The 22,874-nt window shown below is 57.4% G+C and carries 19 protein-coding genes and 1 pseudogene; 9 read left to right on the forward strand and 11 right to left on the reverse strand.

From position 1 onward, the window contains the following. Positions 1 to 193: 193 nt before the first annotated feature. Entirely contained in the window at positions 194 to 580 is a 387-nt protein-coding gene (locus tag LPJ38_RS34090) for a hypothetical protein (RefSeq protein ID WP_145642904.1), read from the reverse strand. A 232-nt stretch (positions 581 to 812) separates the two neighbouring features. Between LPJ38_RS34090 and LPJ38_RS34095 the strand changes: the two genes are divergently transcribed. Beyond that, positions 813 to 1,811 (forward strand): glycosyltransferase family 2 protein, encoded by a 999-nt coding sequence (locus LPJ38_RS34095; protein WP_145642901.1) that lies wholly within the window; start codon positions 813 to 815, stop codon positions 1,809 to 1,811. Here LPJ38_RS34095 and LPJ38_RS34100 read toward each other — a convergent pair. Beyond that, the gene (locus LPJ38_RS34100; protein ID WP_145642899.1) at positions 1,800 to 2,996 is read right to left on the reverse strand and encodes a glycosyltransferase family 4 protein; all 1,197 of its coding nucleotides are present in this window, start codon (positions 2,994 to 2,996) and stop codon (positions 1,800 to 1,802) included. The two genes, LPJ38_RS34095 and LPJ38_RS34100, sit on opposite strands and share 12 nt — an antisense overlap. A 108-nt stretch (positions 2,997 to 3,104) precedes the next feature. Here LPJ38_RS34100 and LPJ38_RS34105 point away from each other — a divergent pair, with 108 nt between their 5' ends. Then, positions 3,105 to 4,154, forward strand: a complete 1,050-nt coding sequence (locus LPJ38_RS34105) for a glycosyltransferase family 2 protein (RefSeq protein ID WP_158644823.1) — start codon at positions 3,105 to 3,107, stop codon at positions 4,152 to 4,154. 172 nt (positions 4,155 to 4,326) lie between these two features. Beyond that, complete coding sequence (locus LPJ38_RS34110) at positions 4,327 to 5,673, forward strand: IS5-like element ISBj5_B family transposase (RefSeq protein ID WP_011084757.1); 1,347 nt, start codon at positions 4,327 to 4,329, stop codon at positions 5,671 to 5,673. Between the two features lie 74 nt (positions 5,674 to 5,747). Here LPJ38_RS34110 and LPJ38_RS34115 read toward each other — a convergent pair whose 3' ends face one another. Further along, on the reverse strand, positions 5,748 to 6,566 hold the full coding sequence (locus tag LPJ38_RS34115; RefSeq protein WP_145643015.1) for a glycosyltransferase family 25 protein: 819 nt from the start codon (positions 6,564 to 6,566) through the stop codon (positions 5,748 to 5,750). 269 nt (positions 6,567 to 6,835) lie between these two features. On the opposite strand from LPJ38_RS34115, the gene LPJ38_RS34120 reads away from it, so the two are divergent. Together LPJ38_RS34120 and LPJ38_RS38380 are read left to right on the forward strand one after the other, a co-directional pair. Further along, entirely contained in the window at positions 6,836 to 7,762 is a 927-nt protein-coding gene (locus tag LPJ38_RS34120) for a LamG domain-containing protein (protein ID WP_145643013.1), read from the forward strand. Positions 7,763 to 7,892: 130 nt separating this feature from the next. Further along, positions 7,893 to 8,117 carry an Ig domain-containing protein gene (locus tag LPJ38_RS38380; protein ID WP_430640298.1) on the forward strand — a complete coding sequence of 75 codons (225 nt, stop codon included), beginning with the start codon at positions 7,893 to 7,895 and terminating at the stop codon, positions 8,115 to 8,117. Here the strand turns inward: LPJ38_RS38380 and LPJ38_RS34125 are convergent. Beyond that, positions 8,108 to 9,235 carry a polysaccharide pyruvyl transferase family protein gene (locus LPJ38_RS34125; protein ID WP_158644834.1) on the reverse strand — a complete coding sequence of 376 codons (1,128 nt, stop codon included), beginning with the start codon at positions 9,233 to 9,235 and terminating at the stop codon, positions 8,108 to 8,110. The genes LPJ38_RS38380 and LPJ38_RS34125 overlap by 10 nt on opposite strands. 427 nt (positions 9,236 to 9,662) lie before the next feature. Here LPJ38_RS34125 and LPJ38_RS34130 point away from each other — a divergent pair, with 427 nt between their 5' ends. Continuing rightward, complete coding sequence (locus LPJ38_RS34130) at positions 9,663 to 10,463, forward strand: FkbM family methyltransferase (protein WP_145643006.1); 801 nt, start codon at positions 9,663 to 9,665, stop codon at positions 10,461 to 10,463. 94 nt (positions 10,464 to 10,557) lie between these two features. On the opposite strand, the pseudogene fcl reads toward LPJ38_RS34130, so the two are convergent. The 6 genes and pseudogenes from fcl to LPJ38_RS34160 form a co-directional block, all read right to left on the reverse strand. Beyond that, positions 10,558 to 11,513 (reverse strand): annotated as a pseudogene (fcl, locus tag LPJ38_RS34135) (GDP-L-fucose synthase). Continuing rightward, complete coding sequence (gene gmd, locus LPJ38_RS34140; protein ID WP_145643004.1) at positions 11,494 to 12,573, reverse strand: GDP-mannose 4,6-dehydratase; 1,080 nt, start codon at positions 12,571 to 12,573, stop codon at positions 11,494 to 11,496. The pseudogene fcl and the gene gmd overlap by 20 nt, the downstream one beginning before the upstream one ends. Before the next feature lie 5 nt (positions 12,574 to 12,578). Next, positions 12,579 to 14,126 (reverse strand): lipopolysaccharide biosynthesis protein, encoded by a 1,548-nt coding sequence (locus tag LPJ38_RS34145; RefSeq protein WP_145643002.1) that lies wholly within the window; start codon positions 14,124 to 14,126, stop codon positions 12,579 to 12,581. Between the two features lie 13 nt (positions 14,127 to 14,139). Further along, positions 14,140 to 15,240, reverse strand: coding sequence for a glycosyltransferase family 61 protein (locus LPJ38_RS34150; protein WP_145643000.1), 1,101 nt, complete (start codon positions 15,238 to 15,240; stop codon positions 14,140 to 14,142). A 173-nt stretch (positions 15,241 to 15,413) separates the two neighbouring features. After that, complete coding sequence (locus LPJ38_RS34155) at positions 15,414 to 16,754, reverse strand: glycoside hydrolase family 16 protein (protein ID WP_158644833.1); 1,341 nt, start codon at positions 16,752 to 16,754, stop codon at positions 15,414 to 15,416. A gap of 210 nt (positions 16,755 to 16,964) precedes the next feature. Next, positions 16,965 to 18,026, reverse strand: coding sequence for an acyltransferase family protein (locus LPJ38_RS34160; RefSeq protein WP_158644832.1), 1,062 nt, complete (start codon positions 18,024 to 18,026; stop codon positions 16,965 to 16,967). Between the two features lie 204 nt (positions 18,027 to 18,230). Here LPJ38_RS34160 and LPJ38_RS34165 point away from each other — a divergent pair, with 204 nt between their 5' ends. Next, positions 18,231 to 19,547: a hypothetical protein gene (locus LPJ38_RS34165; protein WP_145642994.1), complete on the forward strand. Its 1,317-nt coding sequence runs from the start codon at positions 18,231 to 18,233 to the stop codon at positions 19,545 to 19,547. On the opposite strand, the gene LPJ38_RS34170 is transcribed toward LPJ38_RS34165, so the two are convergent. Beyond that, complete coding sequence (locus LPJ38_RS34170) at positions 19,537 to 20,610, reverse strand: glycosyltransferase family 2 protein (RefSeq protein ID WP_158644831.1); 1,074 nt, start codon at positions 20,608 to 20,610, stop codon at positions 19,537 to 19,539. The two genes, LPJ38_RS34165 and LPJ38_RS34170, sit on opposite strands and share 11 nt — an antisense overlap. Before the next feature lie 472 nt (positions 20,611 to 21,082). Between LPJ38_RS34170 and LPJ38_RS34175 the strand changes: the two genes are divergently transcribed. Together LPJ38_RS34175 and LPJ38_RS34180 are read left to right on the forward strand one after the other, a co-directional pair. Beyond that, positions 21,083 to 21,361, forward strand: coding sequence for a hypothetical protein (locus tag LPJ38_RS34175; RefSeq protein ID WP_145642989.1), 279 nt, complete (start codon positions 21,083 to 21,085; stop codon positions 21,359 to 21,361). Positions 21,362 to 21,800: 439 nt separating this feature from the next. Next, positions 21,801 to 22,784: an NAD-dependent epimerase/dehydratase family protein gene (locus LPJ38_RS34180; RefSeq protein ID WP_145642987.1), complete on the forward strand. Its 984-nt coding sequence runs from the start codon at positions 21,801 to 21,803 to the stop codon at positions 22,782 to 22,784. Positions 22,785 to 22,874: the final 90 nt, after the last annotated feature.

The following is a 22,874-nucleotide window of genomic DNA, read 5'->3' on the forward strand; positions in this document are numbered from 1 at the left end:
GCCTGAGTTGGGGCGATGCGTAGCTGCGCAGCCGCAGCGTGACCCAGGAACCGGGAACACGCAGTTGCAAGGCCCCGACACTTTCGTCACATCGAATTTAGGCAGCAACGTTTGACAAAACCGACAAATACGCTCCGGCCCTCGTGTCGGATTAGCCGCGAGCGGTGCCCTTGGTGCGCGTATTGCTATGAAACTATTGCATCGTGGCAGCGTCATCCGCGGGATAGAACCGCGTTTGATGCGCTTCCGACAGAACCTGCCCTGTCGATGATTTCGCCAGAGCGGTCCATTCGTACATTCCAGGTTTGCAAGGACCAAATGTCCGGACCGTCCCAAACGGCACAACGCCGTTACGGGGAACCGGAACATCCTGGCCTCCCATTTCCCGGGCGCCTTGCGCCAGTGTGAGTGACATCGACGTGGCGCCCACGGGAACATTGCTCAGGCGGATCTCGGGATTTGGGAAAAGTGTGATACAGCCGCGTGCCCCGTGCCATGAAAAATCAAGTGTCATCGGATCAGCCGATGCAGGATGACATACCGCGAGCACCAACGCGAAGACGGCGACAACAAATTTCACATATCGCTCCGGTCAGGTTTGACGCCGATCTTCAGGCGATCCGCAACACGGTATCCACCCAAATAGATCGCCCATTTTAAGGCATGGTCGCTGATCGAGGCAACAAGAGAGCGACAGGTCACGAGTTGGCCATTGTTTTAACTGACCGTCGACACGTCCGTTGGCGTGCATCAAAGAACAATACCGCAACTGCTAACGCAATGAGCAAAAACCGCAAGATGGTAGCTAAACCGTGACCAGAAAAGTCCTGATTGTCGTACCGGTCTTGAATGAGGCTTCCCACATCGAAACCGTTGTCCGTAACCTGGCGCGGGACAGCCTTCATGAAGATCGCACAATAGTGGTTGCAGATGGCGGCAGCACCGATGGGACGGCTGACATTGTCCGCCAGCTCGTCAAGGAGTTTGCCGGCGTCCATCTGTTGCGCAATCCGCAGCGGCTGCAGAGTGCCGGGGTCAATCTAGCCGTACAGGTCTATGGTGCTGCGGCGCAGGTCCTGGTGCGGTGTGACGCCCATTGCCAGTATCCGACGGACTATGTTTCGCGCCTCCTCAAGACCTTGGACGAACGCCGAGCCGACTCGGTCGTGGTCCCCATGGACTCGCGCGGTGACGGCTGCCTGCAAAAGGCCGTCGCCTGGGTCTCGGACACAAAGGTCGGTTCGGGCGGATCGGCTCATCGCGGCGGAAAGCAAAGCGGCTTTGTCGATCATGGACATCACGCAGCGATGACCATCGATGCCTTTCGCAGGGCCGGTGGTTACGATGAAACCTTCACTCACAACGAAGATGCGGAGTTTGACTGCCGGCTGCGTGCAATCGGCGGCCGAATATTTCTGGATTCGGACATCCGCCTTTCATATCGACCGCGATCGGGTTTTCTGAGCCTGGCGAAGCAATATTTCAACTACGGTCGCGGTCGATCGAGAACCGTGAGACGGCATCCCGGATCGTTGCGACTGCGCCAGTTCCTGGTACCCACTCACGCCGCGTTGACGTTCTGCGCCATCGTGCTGTCTCCATTCGCACCTGTACTGTTGACGTTGCCGGTGGCTTATCTGGCGATACTTGCACTTACCGCGGTGATGATTGCAGCAAAGCATCGCTCGATTTGCGGGCTGCTTGCCCTGCCGGCCGCTGTCGTGATGCACTTCGCGTGGGCACTTGGCTTTTTCTGGGGCATCCTGTCGATCCGCCAGACCACCTGGCAGATGACCCCTTCAGTTTCCTGAATCCTGCAGAACCTGGGCGCTGGCCGGTGCGCCCGCACGCCGGCCCGCCTTCGCATAGGCGACCTCGGTCAGGCGGGCAATTGAGGTCCACGTCGGCACGGAGTCGCGCAGATCCAGCATTGCTTGCCCCTTGGAGTTTCGATAATCAGGATCATCAATTAGGCGCTCGAGCGACCGGGACAATGCGGCGGGATCATCTGGAGGAACGAGCGTTCCCTCTGCGCGATCGCTCAGCCATTCCGCAAACGTTCCAATGTTCGACGCGACAATCGGACGTCCCGCCGCGATCGCCAGCATCAGCACCCCCGATGCGTCGATATCTCGGTACGGAAAAGCCAGGATGTCGGCGCGCGCGACCAGCGCGGTCATTTCATCGTCCGGAACGAAACGCAGGTCGAATTCGACATAGTCTTCGAGCTGCAAATCCTTCACCATCGCGAACAGCGGCTCCATCGGCATTTCCGGCCAACCCACGATCTTCACGACGCAATGTGCCCTGACCTCTCGGGGAAGCAATGCAAGCGCGCGAAGCATGACGTCGACGCCCTTGTAGGGCTTTATCTTGCCGAATAGGAGTATTTGAACGCGCCCGTCGCCGGCTGAGGGCTCGTCGGCCGGTCGTGCGATATGATCGGTCAGTAGTCCGTGTGCGATAACGGATATTTTCTCGCCCGGGATGCCAACGCGCAGCAGGCGATCGCGTGCAACGGTCGTATGAACGATAAGATGGTCGAAGCAATGAAGAATCTTGAACGCGCCAATTCGCTGTATCCGGGAGCTCGGATTGTTATTGAAGGGATTCGAGTCATGAACGGTCAGAACCGTTGGCGCGACCTTTCTGAACTTGGGAATGAATTGGCTGTCGACGATCGCGAGCGGTGACCATTGGAAATGGATCACATCAGGCGGCGACCTCCTGAAGCGCCTGATCAGCCGTGTCATTGATTCAGCGTGACTTAGGCCCTTCAGCCCCAGTTGCACGTTGCGTGGAAGTCTCTTGAAAAAGCGCGACTGCAATCCGGGATAAAAGTGCCGGTCAAGAAACAGGTCTTCATCAACGGAAGGCTTCTGCCCAAGTTGGCGCCCGACTATGCTGGCTGCATGCCCAATATCGGTCAATCCTTTGGCTAATTTAAGATCATACGGCCAAGTAAACAGTGACGGATCGATCAGAGCGATTTTCATGCGATTGCCTCACTAACGATGCTTTGCGGTGCGTGAAATTACTTCTGGCTCATCAAGGCATGGATTGATAGCCTCTTCTGCCACCTGCAAATTCGTGAGCGACACGCGTTGAAGATCAGCATCGTCATAACAGTCTACAATTACGAACGGTATGTCGGATTGGCAATCGACAGCGCCTTGAATCAGACCCGTTCGGCGGACGAGATCGTCGTCGTCGACGACGGGTCGAGCGACGGTTCCCGCGAGATCATCGCCGGCTATGGTGACAGGATTCGAGCCATACTTCAGGCAAATCAGGGCAACATCGCAGCATTCGAAGTTGGGTATCGCGCAGCGACAGGAGATGTACTGCTGTTCCTCGATGCGGACGACATCCTGATGCCGACGGCGGTCGAAAACGTCGCTGCGCACTGGCGCGAGGGTATTTCGAAAGTTCAATTCAATCTGGACATCATTGACAGCGCCGGCAGGCGACTTGGGCGCTCGTTTTGTGCGTTTCCTAAATCCTACGCGCCAGACGATCTGCACGCAAAATTTGTCCGGTCGGGCACATACATCTGGCCAGTCATGTCGGGAAATGCGTACTCTCGAGGGTTTCTTCGACAGGTCATCCCTCTCAATCCGCCCGTCGGATACGACGGCGCCCTCAACACGATCGCGCCTCTTTACGGAGACGTGGTCACGGTGCAAGAAACCCTCGGGCAATATCGGCTCCATGGCAGAAATATCAGCCGAAATGACGCGAAAGGCCAGGCGCAGCGCTTTCCGGATTTTCCTAGGCAGATCGGGTTCCGCGTCGCAGAGTTCGATATCCTGAAGGCGCATTGCGACAGAAAGTCTATGCACGTACAAGCGGCACGGCCGATCGATAACGAGATCGTTTTTGTCAACTATCGCCTCGCATCGCGTAAGTTGGGATTGCGCTATGTTGGACAGGAGGCGGACACATCGAGTTCACTTCTGCGCCGTGGGATATGGCTCGCGCTGACCACGACAACACATTGGCGCGCCGCCGCCTCTCATGTCGCCTGGTTCATAGGGCTGTTCTTGAGCCCTTCCTGGCTTGCGTACCAGCTGATCATGCTCCGCTTCAACAGGGCAGAACTCCTGAGGCCGCTCGTCAGGTTCGGCAGCGTCATCCGGCGCAAGCCCGCCTAAGTGGTCGTCCGTGAAGAAGGACTAAGCCACTGATCGGGAATCTCGATTTGGGCTAAGGGGCATTTCCAGATTGCAAGGTTTTGATGCTTTGGGCGTCAGAACCTTGCGATTTGGTTTTCGTGGATTCCCTCGAAGCGGGAAGCATGATTCCTTGTCTGCATCGGAGGGAACGATGCGGCCGAAGAAGCACAAGACGACGGGATCGAACGATCTGTTCCGGGCTCGGCTCGACCAGATCATCAATATGAAGCACGAGCTGGTTCTGCTCGCCGGCAAGGTCGATTGGGACTGGATCGACGGCGAGATCGCGCCGCTCTACAGCGAGAACGGCAGGCCCGGGATCGAGACGCGCTTCATGATCGGTCTGCTGTTGCTCAAGCACATTTACGGGCTGTCCGATGAGGAGGTGTGCGAGCGCTGGGTCCATGACCCATACTTCCAGTTCTTCACCGGGGAAGAGTTCTTTCAGCACACGTTCCCGCACGAGCGCTCGGACCTGAGCCATTGGCGCAAGCGGCTTGGCGACAAGCTGGAGTTGCTGCTGGCCGAGAGCTTGCGGGTAGCGCACGAGGCCGGTGCATTACGCAGCCAGGACCTCAAGCGGGTTACGGTCGACACCACGGTGCAGCCGAAGGCCATCACCTTTCCGACCGATGCCAAGCTGCTGCATGCGGCCATCAAGGGGCTCAACCGCCTGGCGATCAGGCACGGCGTCAGGCTGCGGCAATCCTATGCTCGCATCGCCAAGGCCGCCGCGATGATGGCCGGCCGCTACGCCCATGCCAAACAGTTCAGGCGGCATCAGCGGCAGTTGCGTATCCTGCGTAGCCGGCTGGGCCGGATCATCCGCGACATCCGCCGCAAGATCGAAGGCCAGCCAGCACTGGAGCAGGCGTTCGCCCTCCCGCTCGGCCGGGCCACGCAGATCCGCTCGCAGCAGCAGCGCCAGCGCGGCTGGAAGCTCTATTCCTTCCATGCCCCGGAAGTGGAGTGCATCGGCAAGGGCAAGGCCAGCGCGCCTTACGAGTTCGGCGTGAAGGCCTCCATCGTCACCAACAACCGCCGGGCTCCCGGTGGCCTGTTCGTGCTGCACGCCAGCGCACTGCCCGACAACCCCTACGACGGTCACACCTTGCGGGACGTCATTGACCGCACCGAGACACTCACCGGCTGTCCGATCGAGCGGGCCTATGTCGACAAGGGATACCGCGGCCACGACGCACAAAATCCCCGTCGCGTCTTCATCTCCGGCCAGAAGCGCGGCGTTTTCGGTGTCATCAAGCGCGAGCTGCGCCGCCGCTCCGCCATCGAGCCCATCATCGGACACCTGAAGGCGGAAGGCCACCTCGGGCGCTGCTACCTCAAAGGCCGCGCCGGCGATGCCGCCAACGTCGTCCTCTCAGCCGTCGGACACAACTTCCGCCGCATCCTCGCCTGGCTGAGATATCTCTTGTGCCTGTTCCTGGCCCAGCTATGGCGCACGCTCGCCCGGCCAGCCTCGATCAATCCGGCTTCTTAACGGACGACTAAGTGGGGCTATGGCGTAAAGGCAAACCGCCTCGTCAGATCTGTCCCACGCCCACCAGGCGTCGACTACGCGCTTTCGATCGTACGAATTGTTTCCGGCATTGGCCCGGAAAGACTGGTTGCGCCGGCGAGGCAGGCGCGAATCCGCCTGTCGGACTGGCGAAGACGGAGATTTTCCGTCAGGCGCAGAACATACTCCTTTGATTTCCACGCAAACCGCGCCGCTCTATCGAGCGCAGTAGGCTCGCGGACCGACTCCGCGGCCTTTGCGATCGAAGATGTCAGCGTCAGCTCAAGACACGGAAAAGGAAACAAGGCATAATTGTGGAGGCCATTTGCCCAGAAGCGGTCCATCTCCCAGTCGATTGGCCGATGGATCGTTGTCACGCTATCGATGAATCGACGCGCGGCATGGCCAGAGATCAGATATGCCTGCGTTCCCATTGGCGCACGCTCAAACCGCACCAATTCCCGCTGATCCAGCCAAGCCACGTGCTTACAGGGCGCCATGTGTCGTCCATACAGCCGGAGATAACCGATCCCAGCAACCTTGCAGATGTCCGGAAGAAATTGAAAGCTGAACCCAGCATCGAGAATGACGTCGTCTTCGATCACAAGTGTCCATGAATTGTCGGCGTCTGACGCCGCCACTTGCGCCATGACGCTCATATGACTCGCTGCGCAGCCGATCTCGGCACGTGAAAGGCCCCTGCCCCAAAGGCGGATGGCCAGCGCCTCATCATATTGCGGGAGCCCCTTGGCTGGCACACGTAAGGCGTCAAAGAAGGTCCATGGAATCTCAAGCGATTCCAGATTCGCACTCGCGCGCTCGCGGCGCACGGAACCGGCCAAACTAATCGCCACAATTCTGAGAGGGCTGCCCATTGATTGATCAGTCCGACACCTTGATTGGGAACCGTATTGCACGTGATCTCCAACGATTACCGCGAACTTGTCTGTGCTGACAAGAACGCAGCACGTGCCCGGCGGCTGCCATGCTGCTGGCCATTTCACATTCTTGTCTCGTAAAGCAAGGCGAAATCTGCAGCTGTTTCTAAAGCCGCCCGCATTCGGACGCCTTGGATCGAACCAACGGTTGCTCACAGACGAGTGACTATGCACCTGGCGAAAGTTGCTACGGTCTCAAGCAAGACATGTCGGTCTCCGGCTCGGTGCTGCGCCTCGGAGCGCGCAAGGCAACCGCGCGCGAGCAGGCATTCCTTACGCCGACCGACCGGTCCAACACCGAAGGCGTGCGGCCGCATCTCTCCGCGATGATCCATACGGCCGGGGTTTTTCCATACTACCCGACCACCAACGCCGTCATCATCGAGATACGTGCCCGGTTCAGCCCCCGGCTTACGAATCCGGCCGGCTTTCATCCCGCGTTCTGGACCTATTCGGTCGCACCCGTGCTCAATCCAACCGGCAACGAGTGGGACCTGGAGTGCAACTCTCAAGGGATGCACTTCAGCAATATCGTCCACACCTCGGGTTCAATCTCGACCAACAACAGCGCCGGACCATTCGACTATATGGATGGCACGTTCCACGTCTTCAGCTTTGTCTTTCGAAACGGCGGAAACACCCAGCTCTACGTCGATGGCGACCTTCGATCTCAGTTTGCCGGCGTGGATTCTAATACAAAGAATATGCCTTCATTTGTGCTGCTGACGTCACACATATTCAATAACACGTTCGCAGGCGAGGCGTATGACGCCGCAGCGTGGGCCAACTCGGCGACCGGGGCCTATCTCGATGTCGACTGGATCCGAGGCTGGCGGACGGCAGGCGTCAAGCATTGGAAGCCTCTGGTTTCGGTCGCAGATCTCAATGTCGATTACGACGGCAAGGGCGAGATTGTGCTGCCGAGCGCCAAGGCCCTCTGGGGTGATGCGAGCGTTACCGAATTCGTCCAGGTCGTACAGCTCCGAACCGGGTATGACGGAGCAGACGACGTTTACGCAATTCCCGGAAGGAATTTCGTACGATACGGCGTCGCGCAGGATCAAGGCGGACTTCACAGCCGGCAAGGGCAATGCCGGGCGGTCTCATGTTGTCGTTTATGGCTACAAACCTGACGGTTCAACGATGGAACCCCTGCGATTCTCCACAAATCGCGGCCCGCACATGACGACGAGCCCTCTTTCAGCCGCCGTAGGCGACAACTTCCGCCAAGACATCTATGGGGAGTGCGACGTCGGCGTCATGATGCCGAAGATCTTGTCCGTCAAAGGACTGCCGCAGGGGCTTTCCTTTGACCGATCCACCGGACGGATCAATGGCGTCCCTACGGCAACGGGGGGCAGCAACCTGACAATCTCATGCGCAAATAATGCGGGCCAGACGACAGAGAGCACGACAAAGTTCACCGTCCACGCGCACGATCGGGCGAACCCCCCGTACGGTGGGATGATGCTCGACCCTCAACCTTGATCCGTCGGGGCCGAATTGCTCTGGCAAATATTTTGAAAGTTTGCGAGGGCGCTGTCCACACTCGTGCTCAATGGCCGGCTCAACTTTTCGAAGGGCTTGCTCCACGCATCGACGAACGTGCTAATTTTTCCATAATTGTTGTCAAGGACCGAGTGCGGCACATTCAGCAACACGCAAAAGATATGCGTGTGAAGCCGGTCCGTGATCACGTAGGCCGACGATCCAACCTGCCTCATTCCACGGGCTACACGGTTCGATGCCAGAAGGTGAAACCACTTAATGCGCACGTCGAGCTCCGACGGCGTCCTGCCCTTGAGCACGAGGAGCGCCGTCTCAAGCAGCGCCTTGACAAACAACCACTTTCCCAAGCCTCGTTGTTCGATGAGCCAGTCCTCGACAACTGCAAAGTTTGGGAGCGGCGGAAAACGCTTTTGCTCCACCCTCTCGTGATCGGTTCGGAGCAGCAGCAACAATTTCCTGGTTATTGCCGCTGGCGAGCTCTGCGCCCCCAGGCAGAATGCCATGTCCGGACAGAGGTCGACGGGCGCAGTAAATTCCGTTGTCGCGATGTTCAAACTTTGCACGTCGCGAACCAGAATCCGGAATTTTTTATGCGAGTTGATGATCTCCGCGGCGCGCTTGAGACTTGCTTTCGAGGAGAAGTGTATGGTTTGCGGCAACTGAATGATCTGGCGATCCGGAAACTCCGACAGAAGCCTGAGCCGAAACTCCTGATGGCTGGGCCACAGGTCGCCGAAATTGCCCCCACCATGGACAAGGATAGGTCCGACAGGAACGGCTCTTTCAAACTCTTCCTTTGACCAGGTGTCATAGGTGCAGACGTAGGACGGCGCTCGGCCTAGCTTTTTCTGCAGATAGGTCTCTTCGCCCAACCATATCGCGCTGTCGCCCACATTCGAGTGGTTGGGGAAATCCACCAGCGCGAAATTCTCAACACCCTCCAGATGAGGCCCGATAACCTTTTCGATCTCATCCTGCATTTCTGCAATCAGTGTACGAGAATCCTTCATGGGAATTTTGGCCATCGTCCTGAGTTCGGTCCCGTCGGTCGCATCACAGCATCGAACGGCGTTCGATGCATCGGCAAAACTTCCCATTCGATTAATCCACTTCTGCCATTGCGCCAAGTACCCGCTACGGTTGAGCGAACGACGCATCTGCGTGCTGCCAGCTAGAACGCCGGATGTTTGCGCTGCGAGCTTCCCGCGTCAGTTATTCGATCCTTCGCGCTCAGGTGGCTTCTGCCTTTATCACGCTCTCGTGCCTCCCTCGGTGCTCCCTCGCCGATGCGGAAGCTGACCCGGGTTCCAGAGCACGGAATAGATCGGCTTAGCAGCCAAAAGGCAAGTCTCGGCAACGCTGCCGATTAATACCGCACATATTCATGACAAGAATCGAATCTATTGAAGTCTTAAGGCAGGCAAATGTGTTGATCGCAACGAACGTAGGCAATGAGCCTACGGGAATGCCGCTTCTTGCGGCAAGCCTGCACCCAGGTACGTTAGCGAGTTAGGAGTCAGCCGCATGATCGGTTTGTTGAAAGACTACGTAAAGGCACGCCTGCTTGATAACGACTTTATGATATCCGGCACCTCAAAGGAGGAGGAGCTCAGGGAATTCTTCCGGGACCTTTTCCCTGTCGTGACGGACAAGAAATTGATTCGACTAGGCGGATCGGCTGATGGCGGCTATCTGGTTCCGGACGACCTCGAGGGCTGCGTCGGTTGCTTTTCACCGGGCGTCTACAACGTTTCTGACTTCGAGCTCGGCCTTGCCGAACGCGGCATCCCGTGTTTCCTCGCTGACTTCTCGGTGGATGCACCCGTGATCCACAATGACCTGCTCGATTTCGAAAAGAAATTCCTCGGAAACGAAAACAACGCCAAGTTCATGACTCTTGAGAGCTGGATGTCGAGAAAGGGCCCTCAGAGCGGCGATCTCATCCTCCAGATGGACATTGAAGGCGGCGAATACGAGGTTCTCATCGAAACAAGTTGCAACGACCTGAAGCGCTTCAGGATGATGATCATCGAGTTCCATTCCTTAGACAGAATTCTCAATCCCATCGGTCTCAAGCTCATCGGAGCTGTTTTCAAGAAGATCACCAAGCACTTCGACGTCGTACACATTCATCCGAACAATTACTTCAAACCCGTCGAATATAGGGACTTCGAGGTTCCGCCGATCATGGAATTCTCGTTCTTGCGTAAGGACCGCGTTTCTCGCCGGGCGCCTGCGAGAAGCTTTCCTCACGACCTCGACAGGAAGAACGTCGCGAACAGGGATGATGTCGTGCTGCCAAAATGCTGGTTCGCTCCGGAGTGATCGCCACTGTGGCCGCCCCGGTGAATCGCGCCAGCCGCTGGCAGCGGGCGCGCAGATGCGCGACCGTTGGCCCGCAATGGCAGAAGTGCGCTTCCTACTCCCCCGCCTGCCGGTTTCCGCTGAGATATGCCTGATAGGCCAGCTTGAGACCATCCTCGAGCGGGGTCTTGGCCCGCCAACCCAGTTTCGCCAACCGGGCGACGTCGAGCAATTTGCGCGGGGTGCCGTCGGGGCGCGAGGTGTCAAAGCTGATCGCGCCGGTATAGCCGACTGTCGCCGCAACCACGCGCGCGAATTCGGCTATCGCAATGTCCTCGCCAGTGCCGATGTTGACGAGCTCACCGCTTGAGTAAGTCTTCATCAGGTGAATGCAGGCGTCCGCCAGATCATCGACAAAGAGGAATCGCGTCGCGGCGTGCCAGTGCCCCACACCACGACGTTCTTCGCCCCGGACGTCTTGGCCTCATGGAAGCGGCGGATCAACGCCGCAACGACGTGGCTGTATTCGGGATGATAATTGTCGCCGCGACCGTAAAGGTTGGTCGGCATCACACTGATGAAGTTTGAACCGTATTGGCTGCGATAGGCCTCGACCATTTTGATGCCGGCGATCTTGGCGATCGCGTAGGGTTCATTGGTCGGCTCCAGCGGGCCAGTCAGCATCGACTCTTCGCGCAGCGGCTGGACCGCCAGTTTGGGGTAGATGCAGGAGGAGCCAAAGAACATCAGCTTCTCGCATCGATTGACATGCGCGGCGTGAATGACGTTCGTCGCGATCGCGAGATTGTCGTACAGAAACTCGGCACGCAGCGTATTGTTGGCGACGATGCCGCCGACCTTGGCGGCAGCAAGGAATACTGCCTGTGGGCGCCTTGCAGCGAACCACCTAGCGACGGCGGCCTGATCACGCAGGTCGACCTCGCTCCGCGACACCGTCAGCAGCTCGACATTTTCCTCCGCGAGCCGCCGCACCAACGCGGAGCCAACCATGCCACGATGGCCGGCGACGAAGACGGTCTTGCCAGTCAGCTCAAATGGAGTGCTTGCCATTGGCCTCTCGCCTGGCCTCGAGCAAATCGCAAGCCACCATTTCCTTGACCAGTTGCGCGAACGGGGTCCTGGATTTCCAGCCGAGCTTCTCGCGCACTTTGCTGGGATCGCCGATCAGGAGATCCACCTCGGTGGGACGGAAATAGGTCGGGTCGATCCGCACAACGATCCTGCCTGACTTTTCGTCGAAACCGGTTTCCTCGACGCCCTTGCCCCGCCATTCGACTTTGCGGCCGACTTCGGCAAAAGCGAGCTCCACGAAGTCGCGCACCGAGCGGGTCTCCCCGGTTGCCAGCACGAAATCGTCGGGCCGATCGGCCTGCAGGATCATGTGCATCCCTTCGACATAATCCCTGGCGTGGCCCCAGTCGCGCTTGGCCTCGAGATTCCCGAGATACAGCGTCGCTTCGAGGCCCGTCTCGATGCGGGCAACGGCACGCGTGATCTTGCGGGTGACGAAGGTTTCGCCGCGGATCGGGCTCTCGTGGTTGAAGAGGATGCCGTTCGAGGCGAACATGCCGTAGGCCTCGCGGTAGTTCACCGTGATCCAATAGGCATATAGCTTCGCCACCGCGTAAGGAGAGCGCGGGTAGAAGGGGGTCGTTTCCTTCTGCGGCACCTCCTGCACGAGGCCGTAGAGTTCGGAGGTGGACGCCTGATAGAATCGCGTTTCCTTCTCCATGCCGAGAATACGGATGGCTTCCAACAGCCGCAGCGTTCCGATCGCATCCGCGTTCGCGGTATATTCCGGGCTCTCGAAGCTGACCGCCACATGGCTTTGTGCAGCCAGATTGTAGATCTCGGTTGGCCGGATCTGCTGCATTAAGCGGATCAGGTTTGTTGAATCAGTCATGTCTCCGTAATGCATTAGGAACGGCACATTGCCGGCATGCGGATCCTGATAAAGATGATCGACACGGGCGGTGTTGAATGAGGACGATCGCCGCTTGATGCCGTGGACGATGTAGCCCAGGCCGATCAGATACTCGGCGAGATAGGCACCGTCCTGACCGGTGACGCCCGTAATCAGCGCGACGCGGCGCTTCGACCTTTCATTCATATTGCTCACCCGACTGCTCGGTTTTCATCGACGATTTTCCCAGTTTTCCCGAACCTGTTGGCGATTGCGCCGAGGATTCGCAGGATCTCACGCTCGGGCCCGGCCGGCGCGCCTGCCGCTCGCCAGAGTCCAAAGAGTGACCCGACATAGGCAAGAGCGCTCACGAGAACGACAGCGATCAACCGAGCATAGGCGTGAGACTCATGGCCAAAAGATGTAATGAAGGCCCAATTGGTCAGAAGACCGACAATGATCATCGCGCAAGTGGACAAAGCGGTCCTCAGATTCACGAGAAGCTGCCGAGAGACAGAAGTGTCGATCAATTCGCGGACCAGGACCATATTGTAGACCACACCGCCGAGCGTAACTGCCACGCGAGCGACGAGCAGGCCAACTATCCCTCCTGTCCACAGGCCCGCAACAATGACAGGAAGCCTCACGATCAGGATCGCAACGTCGCGATGAAATAGTCTGCGCGTCTGCCCAAGCGCCAGACCAAGGGGTTGCACCGTCGCGCTGAGCGTATGCAACGCAATTGCACCACCGAGGAGCTGGATCACAATTGTCGCGCCTGCCCACGCATCACCCAGCGCGAGCGGAACGAACTGATCGGCGATCAACGCGAAGCCGAACCCGGCTGGAAAGGCGATCGCACACAGCATTGATTGCGCCGACAGATAGGCTCGTTGAAGGGCGGCTTTATCGTCTCTCAGCCTCACGAAAGCGGGAAACAGCGTCCCGGCAAGCGGATTTGTTGCTTCTCGTGTTGGCGTCGCGGCCAGATCGCTGCCCAGCACATATCCACCCAGGGCGGATTTCCCGAGAAAATATCCGATGATAATCTGGTCGAAACGCCAGTTCAGCGTGCTGACGGCCTGCCCGAGCGATAGCCACACAGAGAACGAGAATAGCGAGCGGCTACCCTTTATCCGGAATTTCGGCCGGAACGGCTGGATCAGATAAGAGGCGACGACATCGATAAAGTTGGCGACTACCGCCCCGGCGATCAGCGCCCAGTAGCTCCTGAAGCAAATGGCGATCCCGGAAGAGACGAGGATAGTTGCAAGCGCCCGGCTGCTGCTCGTCACAAATTCCTGCCAGAAGACGAGTTGACGCTGCATCATCGCTAGCATCGGGTTTCGGAGGCCGGATATCATGATCGAACAGCTCAGGACCAACAGGATCGGAATCAAACGGCGATCGCCGTAGGACAATGACACCGGATAAGCGAGCAACGACAGCAAGAGTGCGAGCAGGCAGGCGCGAGCCAGGCTCAGCGTCCACGCGGCGTGAAATTGATCTTCACTTGGATCCTTGTGGTGAATCAGCGCCGATGCCAGGGACAGTTCAGTCATCGACGTCAGAACAGCAATGATGGCCGTCGCGACAGCAACCAAGCCGAAATCTTCCGGCGTGAGCATTCGCGCCAGGATGAGCGTGTTCAGGAAGCCGAGACTGGCAACCACCAGCCGGCTCACGCCGATCCAGGCAGCTCCGATGGCGATTGAATTTTTCGACAAAGGGAGCGCCGTACGCGCACCAGTAGCGACCATTTTCAACGCTCGTTCATTGACAGATGGCCTCCAGTGCGCGCTCGAAGATGTCAGGCGCGACCTCGAAATCGAATGGACTGGGCCCAAACGCCCCCGGCAGGCGCGTTCCCTGGCTATCCCCGACGATGTAAGAATAATCGGCGCCGGCGGACGTTGCGATCGTGTAGTAGTAGGGGTGCACGTGGTCTGAGGGGATTAGTTCCAGCACTTTCGTTCCAGGCGAGCAGAATACGAGATTGGTCAGGCCCGCACCATGTGGGCCAACGACAATCGAGCATTCCGAAAAAAACGCCGCTTCATCCTCGACGTCATCAAAGTCGTAAATCTGGAATCCGAACTTTTTCAGTGCAGGCATCAGCTCTTCTTCATTGGCGACCTTCCTTTGCCCCTTGCGCGGAACATATACGCGCCTGTCGTGACGAAGCGGCGACTTGGCCACCTGCAAGCGGAAGAACTCCGTAAGCCACGGCGCATAGTTCCGCCGCAAACCTGGAAACGACGTGCCGATCACGAGGTCGGCCTGAATATCCCCCTGGCCAGCCCACACGCACTTGTGCATTGGAATTCCAAGCCGGCGAACGAGTTTGGCTGCGGTTCCGGACGCGGGCTTCGGCAAATAGATATAATCGACATCATCGAGCGACAAGCCACTTTTCCGAAAGAGCGCTAGGCGTCCCAAACAATCGAGCAGGAAATGCCCATAGTTTCCTCCGGCAAAATCGCTCGCCAGCGAGAGACAGGTGCCGCTTAGCGGCAGCGCGGTGCCGTAGGCAATTGATCGGGGGTGGCGCGAAAACGACGATCCGTACCAGGAGCTCTCGTAGAGCAGTGTTCCATCCTCGGTCACGAGCCAGCCGTCGGGACCGAGGATACGAGCCTTGTCCAGGCGGAGAATGCCCAACTCGGGCATTCTATTTTCAACGATTTCACCGAACCCTGCATCGCGGCTGCCGAATCGAATCGGCGCCTTCCGCGCCAGCACCTCTCCCTCGACGGCAGTCAGCCAGGTATGCGGATGCTCACTTCGCCACGTGCGATGATCACAAAGCCGGCTCGGGCTGCCGCGCAATGCAGCCCGCAGGATTTGCCTGACGTCGCGAACCTTTGATTTCATGGACCACTACCATTTCAAGAGACACCGGCCGTCATGGGCAAGCCCGCACGACGGGTCACCTACCACAGCCAAAGCAAACTTCAGACCGATCTTCGGACAGCGAGCGATCGCAATCAGCGGTACTCAGGACCCAGATCACAAAGAGGTGCGCACACGCCGGATGCAACTTCCGATCAGCGGCGCACATGCAGCGACAATAGACGGCAAGATCTGGCTTTTTTGGGCTGGACAACCGTGGTGTCGCAAGTAACGGGAACCTCTTTGGGGCCAACTTCGCCCGCGACTTCAGCTGTCAGTTTGCTGCCCAGCAGGTAGTTTCCTTCACGCGGCACGGCCGGCAGCGCGAATTCGGCCACGCTGACACCTCCTTCCTTGCGAGAGACCTGTTGCAGCGGCTTCTTTGCAGATGCGACCATGGCGCCGGTTGTTGCATCGAACACGTACGCATGGAGCGTTCGATTTGTCGGATAGTCGTCCGGGATCTTGATCGGAATTTCGATCTTGAGTGGATCGGTCGTGCTCAGCGACAATACCCCCGCATCCGGCTTCTTGTCCGCTACCACATTCGTAACGTTGAGGAATGTCGGCTTGGGCATGTCGTTGAGCGCCGCCCTATATCCAAATTCACTCGGATCCGGTGTCACGTCGCTCGGACCGCATTTTCGGCTCCCCTGCTCGGAGGACGTGAACTGGCAGACGCGGACGTAGTCGATCTTGAACGTCTGCGGGAAAGCCGCATCATCGATCCCGTGACGGCCGGCCCAGGCTGCTCCGCCGACGGCGTAATTGAGATCGATATGCGCCGGCGGCCCGAGCTGGCCGTCCTTTCTGAGCCACTGGTACATGCGCGTGTAGATGAGACGGCCGTCCCAGAAGAATGAAATGCGGTCGGGAGCCCAAACGAAGCCGGCAATATGCCAGTCCTTGTTCAGATCCTCCTTGCTAACTAGGTCCTGAAACCTGAGCACGAATGAGCTGTCCACATATGTATAGGACTGCGGCGTCCACTTATCTTTACTCATAGCATTCGAGTGCAGCATGTTCGGCTTGTCTTCCACGCCGTTGATGACGTACTCGAAAATGTCGATCTCCGGCGGATGCCAGAACTTTCCATCGATATCGTAATCGGCCTCAAGCCAGAATGCCGGCCACGATCCCCGCGCGTTCGGAAGAAAGACCCGCGCTTCATAGTAGCCGTAGTAGAACGTCTGATGGCTCCGGATCATCGCGGAATCAAACGTGTCCGTCCCCTCATTCTTTTTTGCGGTCAGATTCAGCGCACCTTCTGACACCACGTGGTTGTCGCGGTAGCGTTGCTTTTCATCGTTGAAACGATCCATCGTTTCGTTGTTGTAGATGTATCGTGTGGCCCATTTGGTTCGATCAAGCTTGTCGCCGTTGAACTCATCCGAAAACACCAGCTCCCAGCCGGCGCACCAGGCCGGCGTTGCGGATCCGAGTGCAAAAAGGAGTGAGGCGGCGCAAAGAACTTGCCTGCGCACGACTGCGGTCATCAACGAGATCCTTTCGGTTCGGCTGTTAGTCCCGGCTGCGACACGCTGTGCCGGCCCCACGCGCAAAGACGATGGCAATAGTGAAGCTGCTCGCGAGCCAGCACAATCAAGCGCATGGCTCTGCGGCTTTTTCCCGATTAGACATTCAACTTGCGATCGTTTTGGGGCGTGACTTTGTCGAACAATCAAGAACATTTGACTGTTGCCTGATTAGGCGCCCTCCTTGAGCGCTGTCGAGCGCTTGATCATCGGCCGGAGTTCCGGCCTTGCTTCCAAGCCCCTGTCGAACCTTTTTCGAATCTGTCTCGTCACCTTCACTTCAAGAAAGCGATGACTGATAGTCGCAATGATAAGGGACGGCGGAAGCGAAACGAGGAGGAAAAATAATTGCGATCCCTCCCCCAATGCATTGACCATGCCCGCCCGGTACATGATCAGCTTGACTCCGGCCATGACGATGGGAGGCCAGAGATAAAAACTGAAGCTGATCGTTCCCAGCCACTGCATAACTTGGCAACGCAGCATTCTTCCGAACAGCCCGTTGCCGTGGGACATGCCCAGCAGGAAAATGGTCCCAAAGACGCCTCCAAGAACAACAAATGGGAAAGCAGAGATCCAGTCGCGGAATGACAGATAGGCCGGCGTAACAAAGCCCACATAGTCCGTTGCGCTGACAAGCTCGAGGCCTCTCCAGACAGTCAGAAATAGCACGAAGAAGATCGCTGGGTATTTGGCCAGGTGTTGTAACAAGGTCGACGAGAGATACTTCTCCGCAATGAGCACGCCCCCGATCATCAGGAGCGCGCGGGGATAGTACACGAGCAAGATCAGCGAACTGGCGGCCAATGCCAGCGCCAGCGGTCGACTGATGCGGCTGATGAGGAAAACGACGGCACATACTCCATAGAACAGGAATTCGTATCCGAGCGACCAAGCGGCGGGATTGATCTGGACGATTTCGATAAATGGAGGCGGCGCCAACAGATTTGCACCAACTAGCAGCAGACTTGGGCCCTTTCCTGAAAGCCAGCCAAAAATCGCGATCGCGATCACGCTCGCCCAGAGCACAGGGAGAATCCTCGCATAGCGATCAAGCATAAAGGTCAAGACCGAGGATGCACGATACAAGCTTGGTAGAATGACGATTCCACTGATGCCGAAGAAGAACTCGACACCGAATTTTCCGGTCTGCAGCGCTTCCCCCAACAGCCCCCCGGCAAACAGATCGAACGTCGGGAGTCCGGAGTGAACAACGTGATAGACGAATACCATGAGGCAAAACAGACCTCTGGCACCATGAACGTGAGGGTTAAATCTTGCGCTCGCGCCGTGTTCCATGTGGGAAGTCGCTATAGGCTCTAGTATAGAGGGTGAACAGCCTCACGAGCGAGACCAAGGTCGACCGCGATCGTTGCCCTGTGCCCAGACGCACCCACCAACCGAGGCGCCAAGAAACAGGAATCGACGAGTACTAACATGGTGAGCCTCGACACATTCCCAGCCAGAGCCTCGTCTAACAAGCGCGCTACAGCAGCGTCAAGCGACGAGACCAACAGCGTCATTTTCGCGCATATCGCCTTCATTCTGTGCATTTGCATGCAGCGTTTTGGACTCCTCATCGGAACCGGACAGATCTTCTTTTCGCTGTTCGGTTTCTTCGCGCTTGTCGCGTGGGGATGGTGGGTCAATCTGGTAAGCATTCGCGCGCCGCAGACTCTTGCGTTCGGCCTCGTCGTCGTCTGGTTTCTCTTCAGCGCCGTCGCCGCAGTCGAATCCCCCGATCGCGGCGTCGAGATCAGCCCCGCATCACTTGCGATGGTTCTCGTCACAAACTCGATCTTCCTGTTTGGACCCTCGACGAGGTTCTCGAACGAGGCGGTGCTTCCCGTCTTCCTGTTCTATGTTCGCCTGTGCGCGGTTCTGGCAATCGTCCAGATCGTTCTCCAGTTTGGCGGAATACGCATCTTCTCGTTCAAGGATGCAATCCCGGCGCTCGATCCGGTCCTCGTCGAATCCGCTTACAATCAAAATGCGGTGGAATTTTATGGGTCTTTGAATCGGCGCGCGAACGGGTTTTTTCCGATGGAACCGGGAGCGTTATCCCAATTGCTCGCCATAGGCGTGGTCGTCGATGTGTTCTTTTTGCGGCGACTGGCCTATCTTCCGTTGTACGCCGTCTCGTACGTCCTCACTCGGTCCGGATCGGGCCTGCTGGTGCTCGTCGTGTCCCTCGGCGTCTATCCTGTGATTGCTCCTCTCAAATCACTACGGGTTATCGCCATCGGAGCGGCCGTTGCCTTAATGCTCGGCACAACGTACCTCGTTGCACCGGAACCTTTTGATCCCATTGTTAGTAGGCTTGATGAATTCAGTTCAACCAAGTCGAGCGGCTATGCTCGCTACGTCGCGCAATTACAGACCTGGGAATATCTCTTTCAGACCGACAGAGTTCTTATCGGCTCCGGGCCCGGCGGATTGGAACGGTCGCCTGCCTACTTTGGCGGCAGCGGAAATCCCCTTCTCAAGCTCGTCGCGGATTATGGCATTATCGGGTTACTGATTTTCTTGTTCTATCTCGTCCTCTCGATATTCAGGAAAGACAACTCGATGCTAGCATTGACTATGCTGGCTTGCTATCAGCTCGGAGGCGGCAACCTCGCCATGGCTCCATTTCTGATCATGATGGCAATGCTGTGCGTATGGTCGCAACCGCCAGGTGCCGGCCTGTGGTCGATCCGTCCCAAAGCTGCCCCTGACCGAGGTGTCCCAGCCCGGTCCGCGATCATCGAATGATGCGGAATCGACCGAGCAAAGTGCGCAACCATTTTGGCCGCTGGCCGGGCACGTACCGCAAACTCACTAGGTCACGACGAAAGTACCGTGGACTCATCAGGATGCAGAAGATCCAAGCAAGCAACGATATGCGCTGCGATCTTGAAAAACCTTGCGGCGACGCAGCCGCTCCAAGCGCATCGACTGCGATGCTCATTGAACTATCCGCTGCGATTGGATGAAGGTCCGGCCGAAGCCTGAACGACGCTGTCCGCAAACAAAGAAATATCAAATTGCGCTTGAGCGCATCTGGCGCGACCGAAAACTTCTCCGTGCGCGCGATGTCCGAGAAGAATTTGTACCGCCTTCGCGTGAGATCGATCTCTCTCGCAAAGCGGGTATCATCCAGTTGAAGGAAGGCCCCGTGATTGAGGCCGTGCACCCGGTAATCTGCCAATGGCTTGGTGATCGTCACGATCTCGCCACACGCAGGAGCGGCCGCCAAAAGATAGCTGTCCGGAGCCCGATCAACGAAGTCGGATTCAAAGCCGAAGACACGCTCGACGAACCATCTTGGGTAGGCATTTCCTGATCCGGGCGGCGTCGGATAAGCGCCTGTGGTTGCCATCCACTTGCGGACGTCCTCCGAGGCCGGACGGGAGAAATACTGCGGCAGAACATTTCCAGTCGGCTGCCCCCCGGCATCGATCACGCGCATCTGGAACTGATATTTGCTCGCCGCTTTGGACCAGACCGTTACGATCTCCGTCATCACATCAGGATGCAAGGCATCGTCCGAGTCGAGAAAAATGATGATATCGCCGGACGACCTGCGAAAGCCATTCACACAGGACATCATCTGCCCGGCGTTCGCCTGGCTGATGATTGTGACTTCGTCTGTAAATTCCTGGATGACGTCGAGTGAATGGTCCGTCGACCCGTCATCGACGACGATCACCTCGACGTTTGGCCATCGTATGTCCAGCGCGCTGCGGATCGCGGATCCCACGTAAGCTGCGTAATTGTGGTTCGGAATGACGACCGAGAGGCGCGGCGGGGTCGCCAGTCCGACTTCCGGCGACACAGCGTGTCCTGGTATCTCCTTCAACATTCGCCGCCTAGAATACTCGCGTTGTAAGTATGTCGCATGACGGCCGAAAGAACATCACAGTCGACGGACGTCAGACACCCAGCCCGGGAAGGTGCAGCCTCTAGCACGTGTTTTCAAGCGTAAGGAAGAGGCAAGATTCCTCCCCCTGCAATCCCGGGAACTATCTTACCTGTCATTCTGTTGCCGCAACTGCAACTCTATCCTGCCGCCGACAATCGCGGCTTCTTTCGAGAGCTGGCCCCAACCATCATGGATGTGCAGAGCAGTTAAGATGCATGATAACCGATCTAGGCGCTCGGACGGTTATGTAGCGATATGTGTAGCTATCGCTTCATCGCTCCTCGCAACGGCGGCCGATGCTCAAACTTCCAATTTCGGTCGCACATCTCCTCCGATGTATGGTGGCTCCGGCATTTCCACTCGGCCTTCGAGTTCGATTCGGCCGATGGAAGGTACGTTCGCTCCAAATCACACGACAGTGGACGGAAAGCTTTGCATATCAGTTAACCCGTTGACGCACCCCCAAGCCAACAACCCCAAGATCATCGAGCAGATTGTGCTGGTTCAAAACATTTGCGGTCAATCGATCCGGGTTCGGGTTTGCTACGCGGGAAGTTCAGATTGCATTGTCGTTCCGCTCGCAGGCTACCAGAAGCTGCAAAGGTTATTGGGGATCGCGGCCGGATCAACGAACTTTCAATTTGAGTATCGCGAGCTCTATTGAGTCTTGATTCAGACAAACAATCCTAGTTGAACGCCAAATGTACTCTCACAAGAAACGTGCGATCATGTCCGCGGCAAACACATCCTCCCATTTGCTCGGGTTGCCGTTTGAACCAGCGCACCGCATTTCGAGATGGCGCAGGTGAAACTGATGTTTCCGAGCACGTCACACCCGCTGCCGGTCACGATGTTGTTATCGCCGCATGAGCAACGCATGACTAACCAATTGCTGCCCCGATTGGCCCGCTTCATTGACGTCCAGCAGCGAAAACGCTCGCGGTCCCGGGCGGGCGCACTGCACGTCAAGCAATCTTCTTCTTTGCCGGCACAGCTCTTGCAACGACAGGCCGTGCAGCTCTCCAATGCACGCGCGTCAGGGAGCGGTGACCGAAATTCGTCGCAGTTAATTCAGCACCTTCACTCACGTTGACCCTCGCCACATGTCCCGTCCCACCCAGGCTATCGTATTCGGAGGCGCAGGCTTCATCGGTACACATCTGATGACGCAAATGCTCGCTTTCGGCCGCTACGACCGAATCGTGTCAGTGGATATCGGGAAGCCTAGGGCGCACCTCGAAGGCGTCGAATATGTCCATCATGATGTCCGTGAGCCAATCGACCCGAAGCTCGGTGGCGGGGTGCCTGCCGATATCTTCAACCTAGCCGCGATCCATGTCACCCCGGGTCATCCGGACGGAGACTATTATTATACAAACGTGTTAGGTGCGGTGCACGTCTGTCGATTTGCGAAGGACACTGGCAGCCGGAATATCATCTTTACGAGTTCGATATCGGTCTACGGTCCGACGGAAACCCCGCTTACCGAAGATGCAACGCCTGTCCCGGTCAGTGCCTATGGACGTTCCAAACTCTCGGCCGAAGCGATCCATCGGTTATGGCAGTCGGAGGACCCGGACAGGCGGCTGACCATCGTGCGCCCGGCCGTCATCTATGGGCGCTACGAGCGAGGCAATTTCACGCGATTGTCGAGGCTTCTCGAAAGACGGGCCTTCATCTATCCGGGCCGAACCGACACCATCAAATCGTGCGGCTACGTGAAGGATTTGGTCTCGTCGATGCTCTTCATGGCGTCTCGCAACGACGGTCTCTCAATCTACAATTTCTGCTATGAGCACCGTTACACCATCAGCGAGATTTGCTCCGCCTTCTCTCAAGCTGCCGAATACCCCAAACCGACGATAACGATTCCGGTATGGCTAATGAATCTCGCCGTGCTTCCATTCGAGGTGCTGCAGGCTGTCGGCATCAAGACCGGCATTAATCGCGATCGGATCAAGAAGTTGTGGTTTTCGACGAACATTCTACCGAAGCGTCTGATCGCAAGCGGATTCAAATTCGACTACGATCTGGCAAGCTCGCTGGTGGATTGGAATCGGGAATCCTCCATCAAGGATTTTGATTGAGGTCTCGTTGGCTTGATCTTTCAAGTGTCCGGGAGATCGGAAATTCACCGGTGGAACTTCAAAGCCGAACCCCGCCACCATAGCGGATAG

The organism is Bradyrhizobium daqingense, assembly GCF_021044685.1.
GTDB lineage: Bacteria > Pseudomonadota > Alphaproteobacteria > Rhizobiales > Xanthobacteraceae > Bradyrhizobium > Bradyrhizobium daqingense.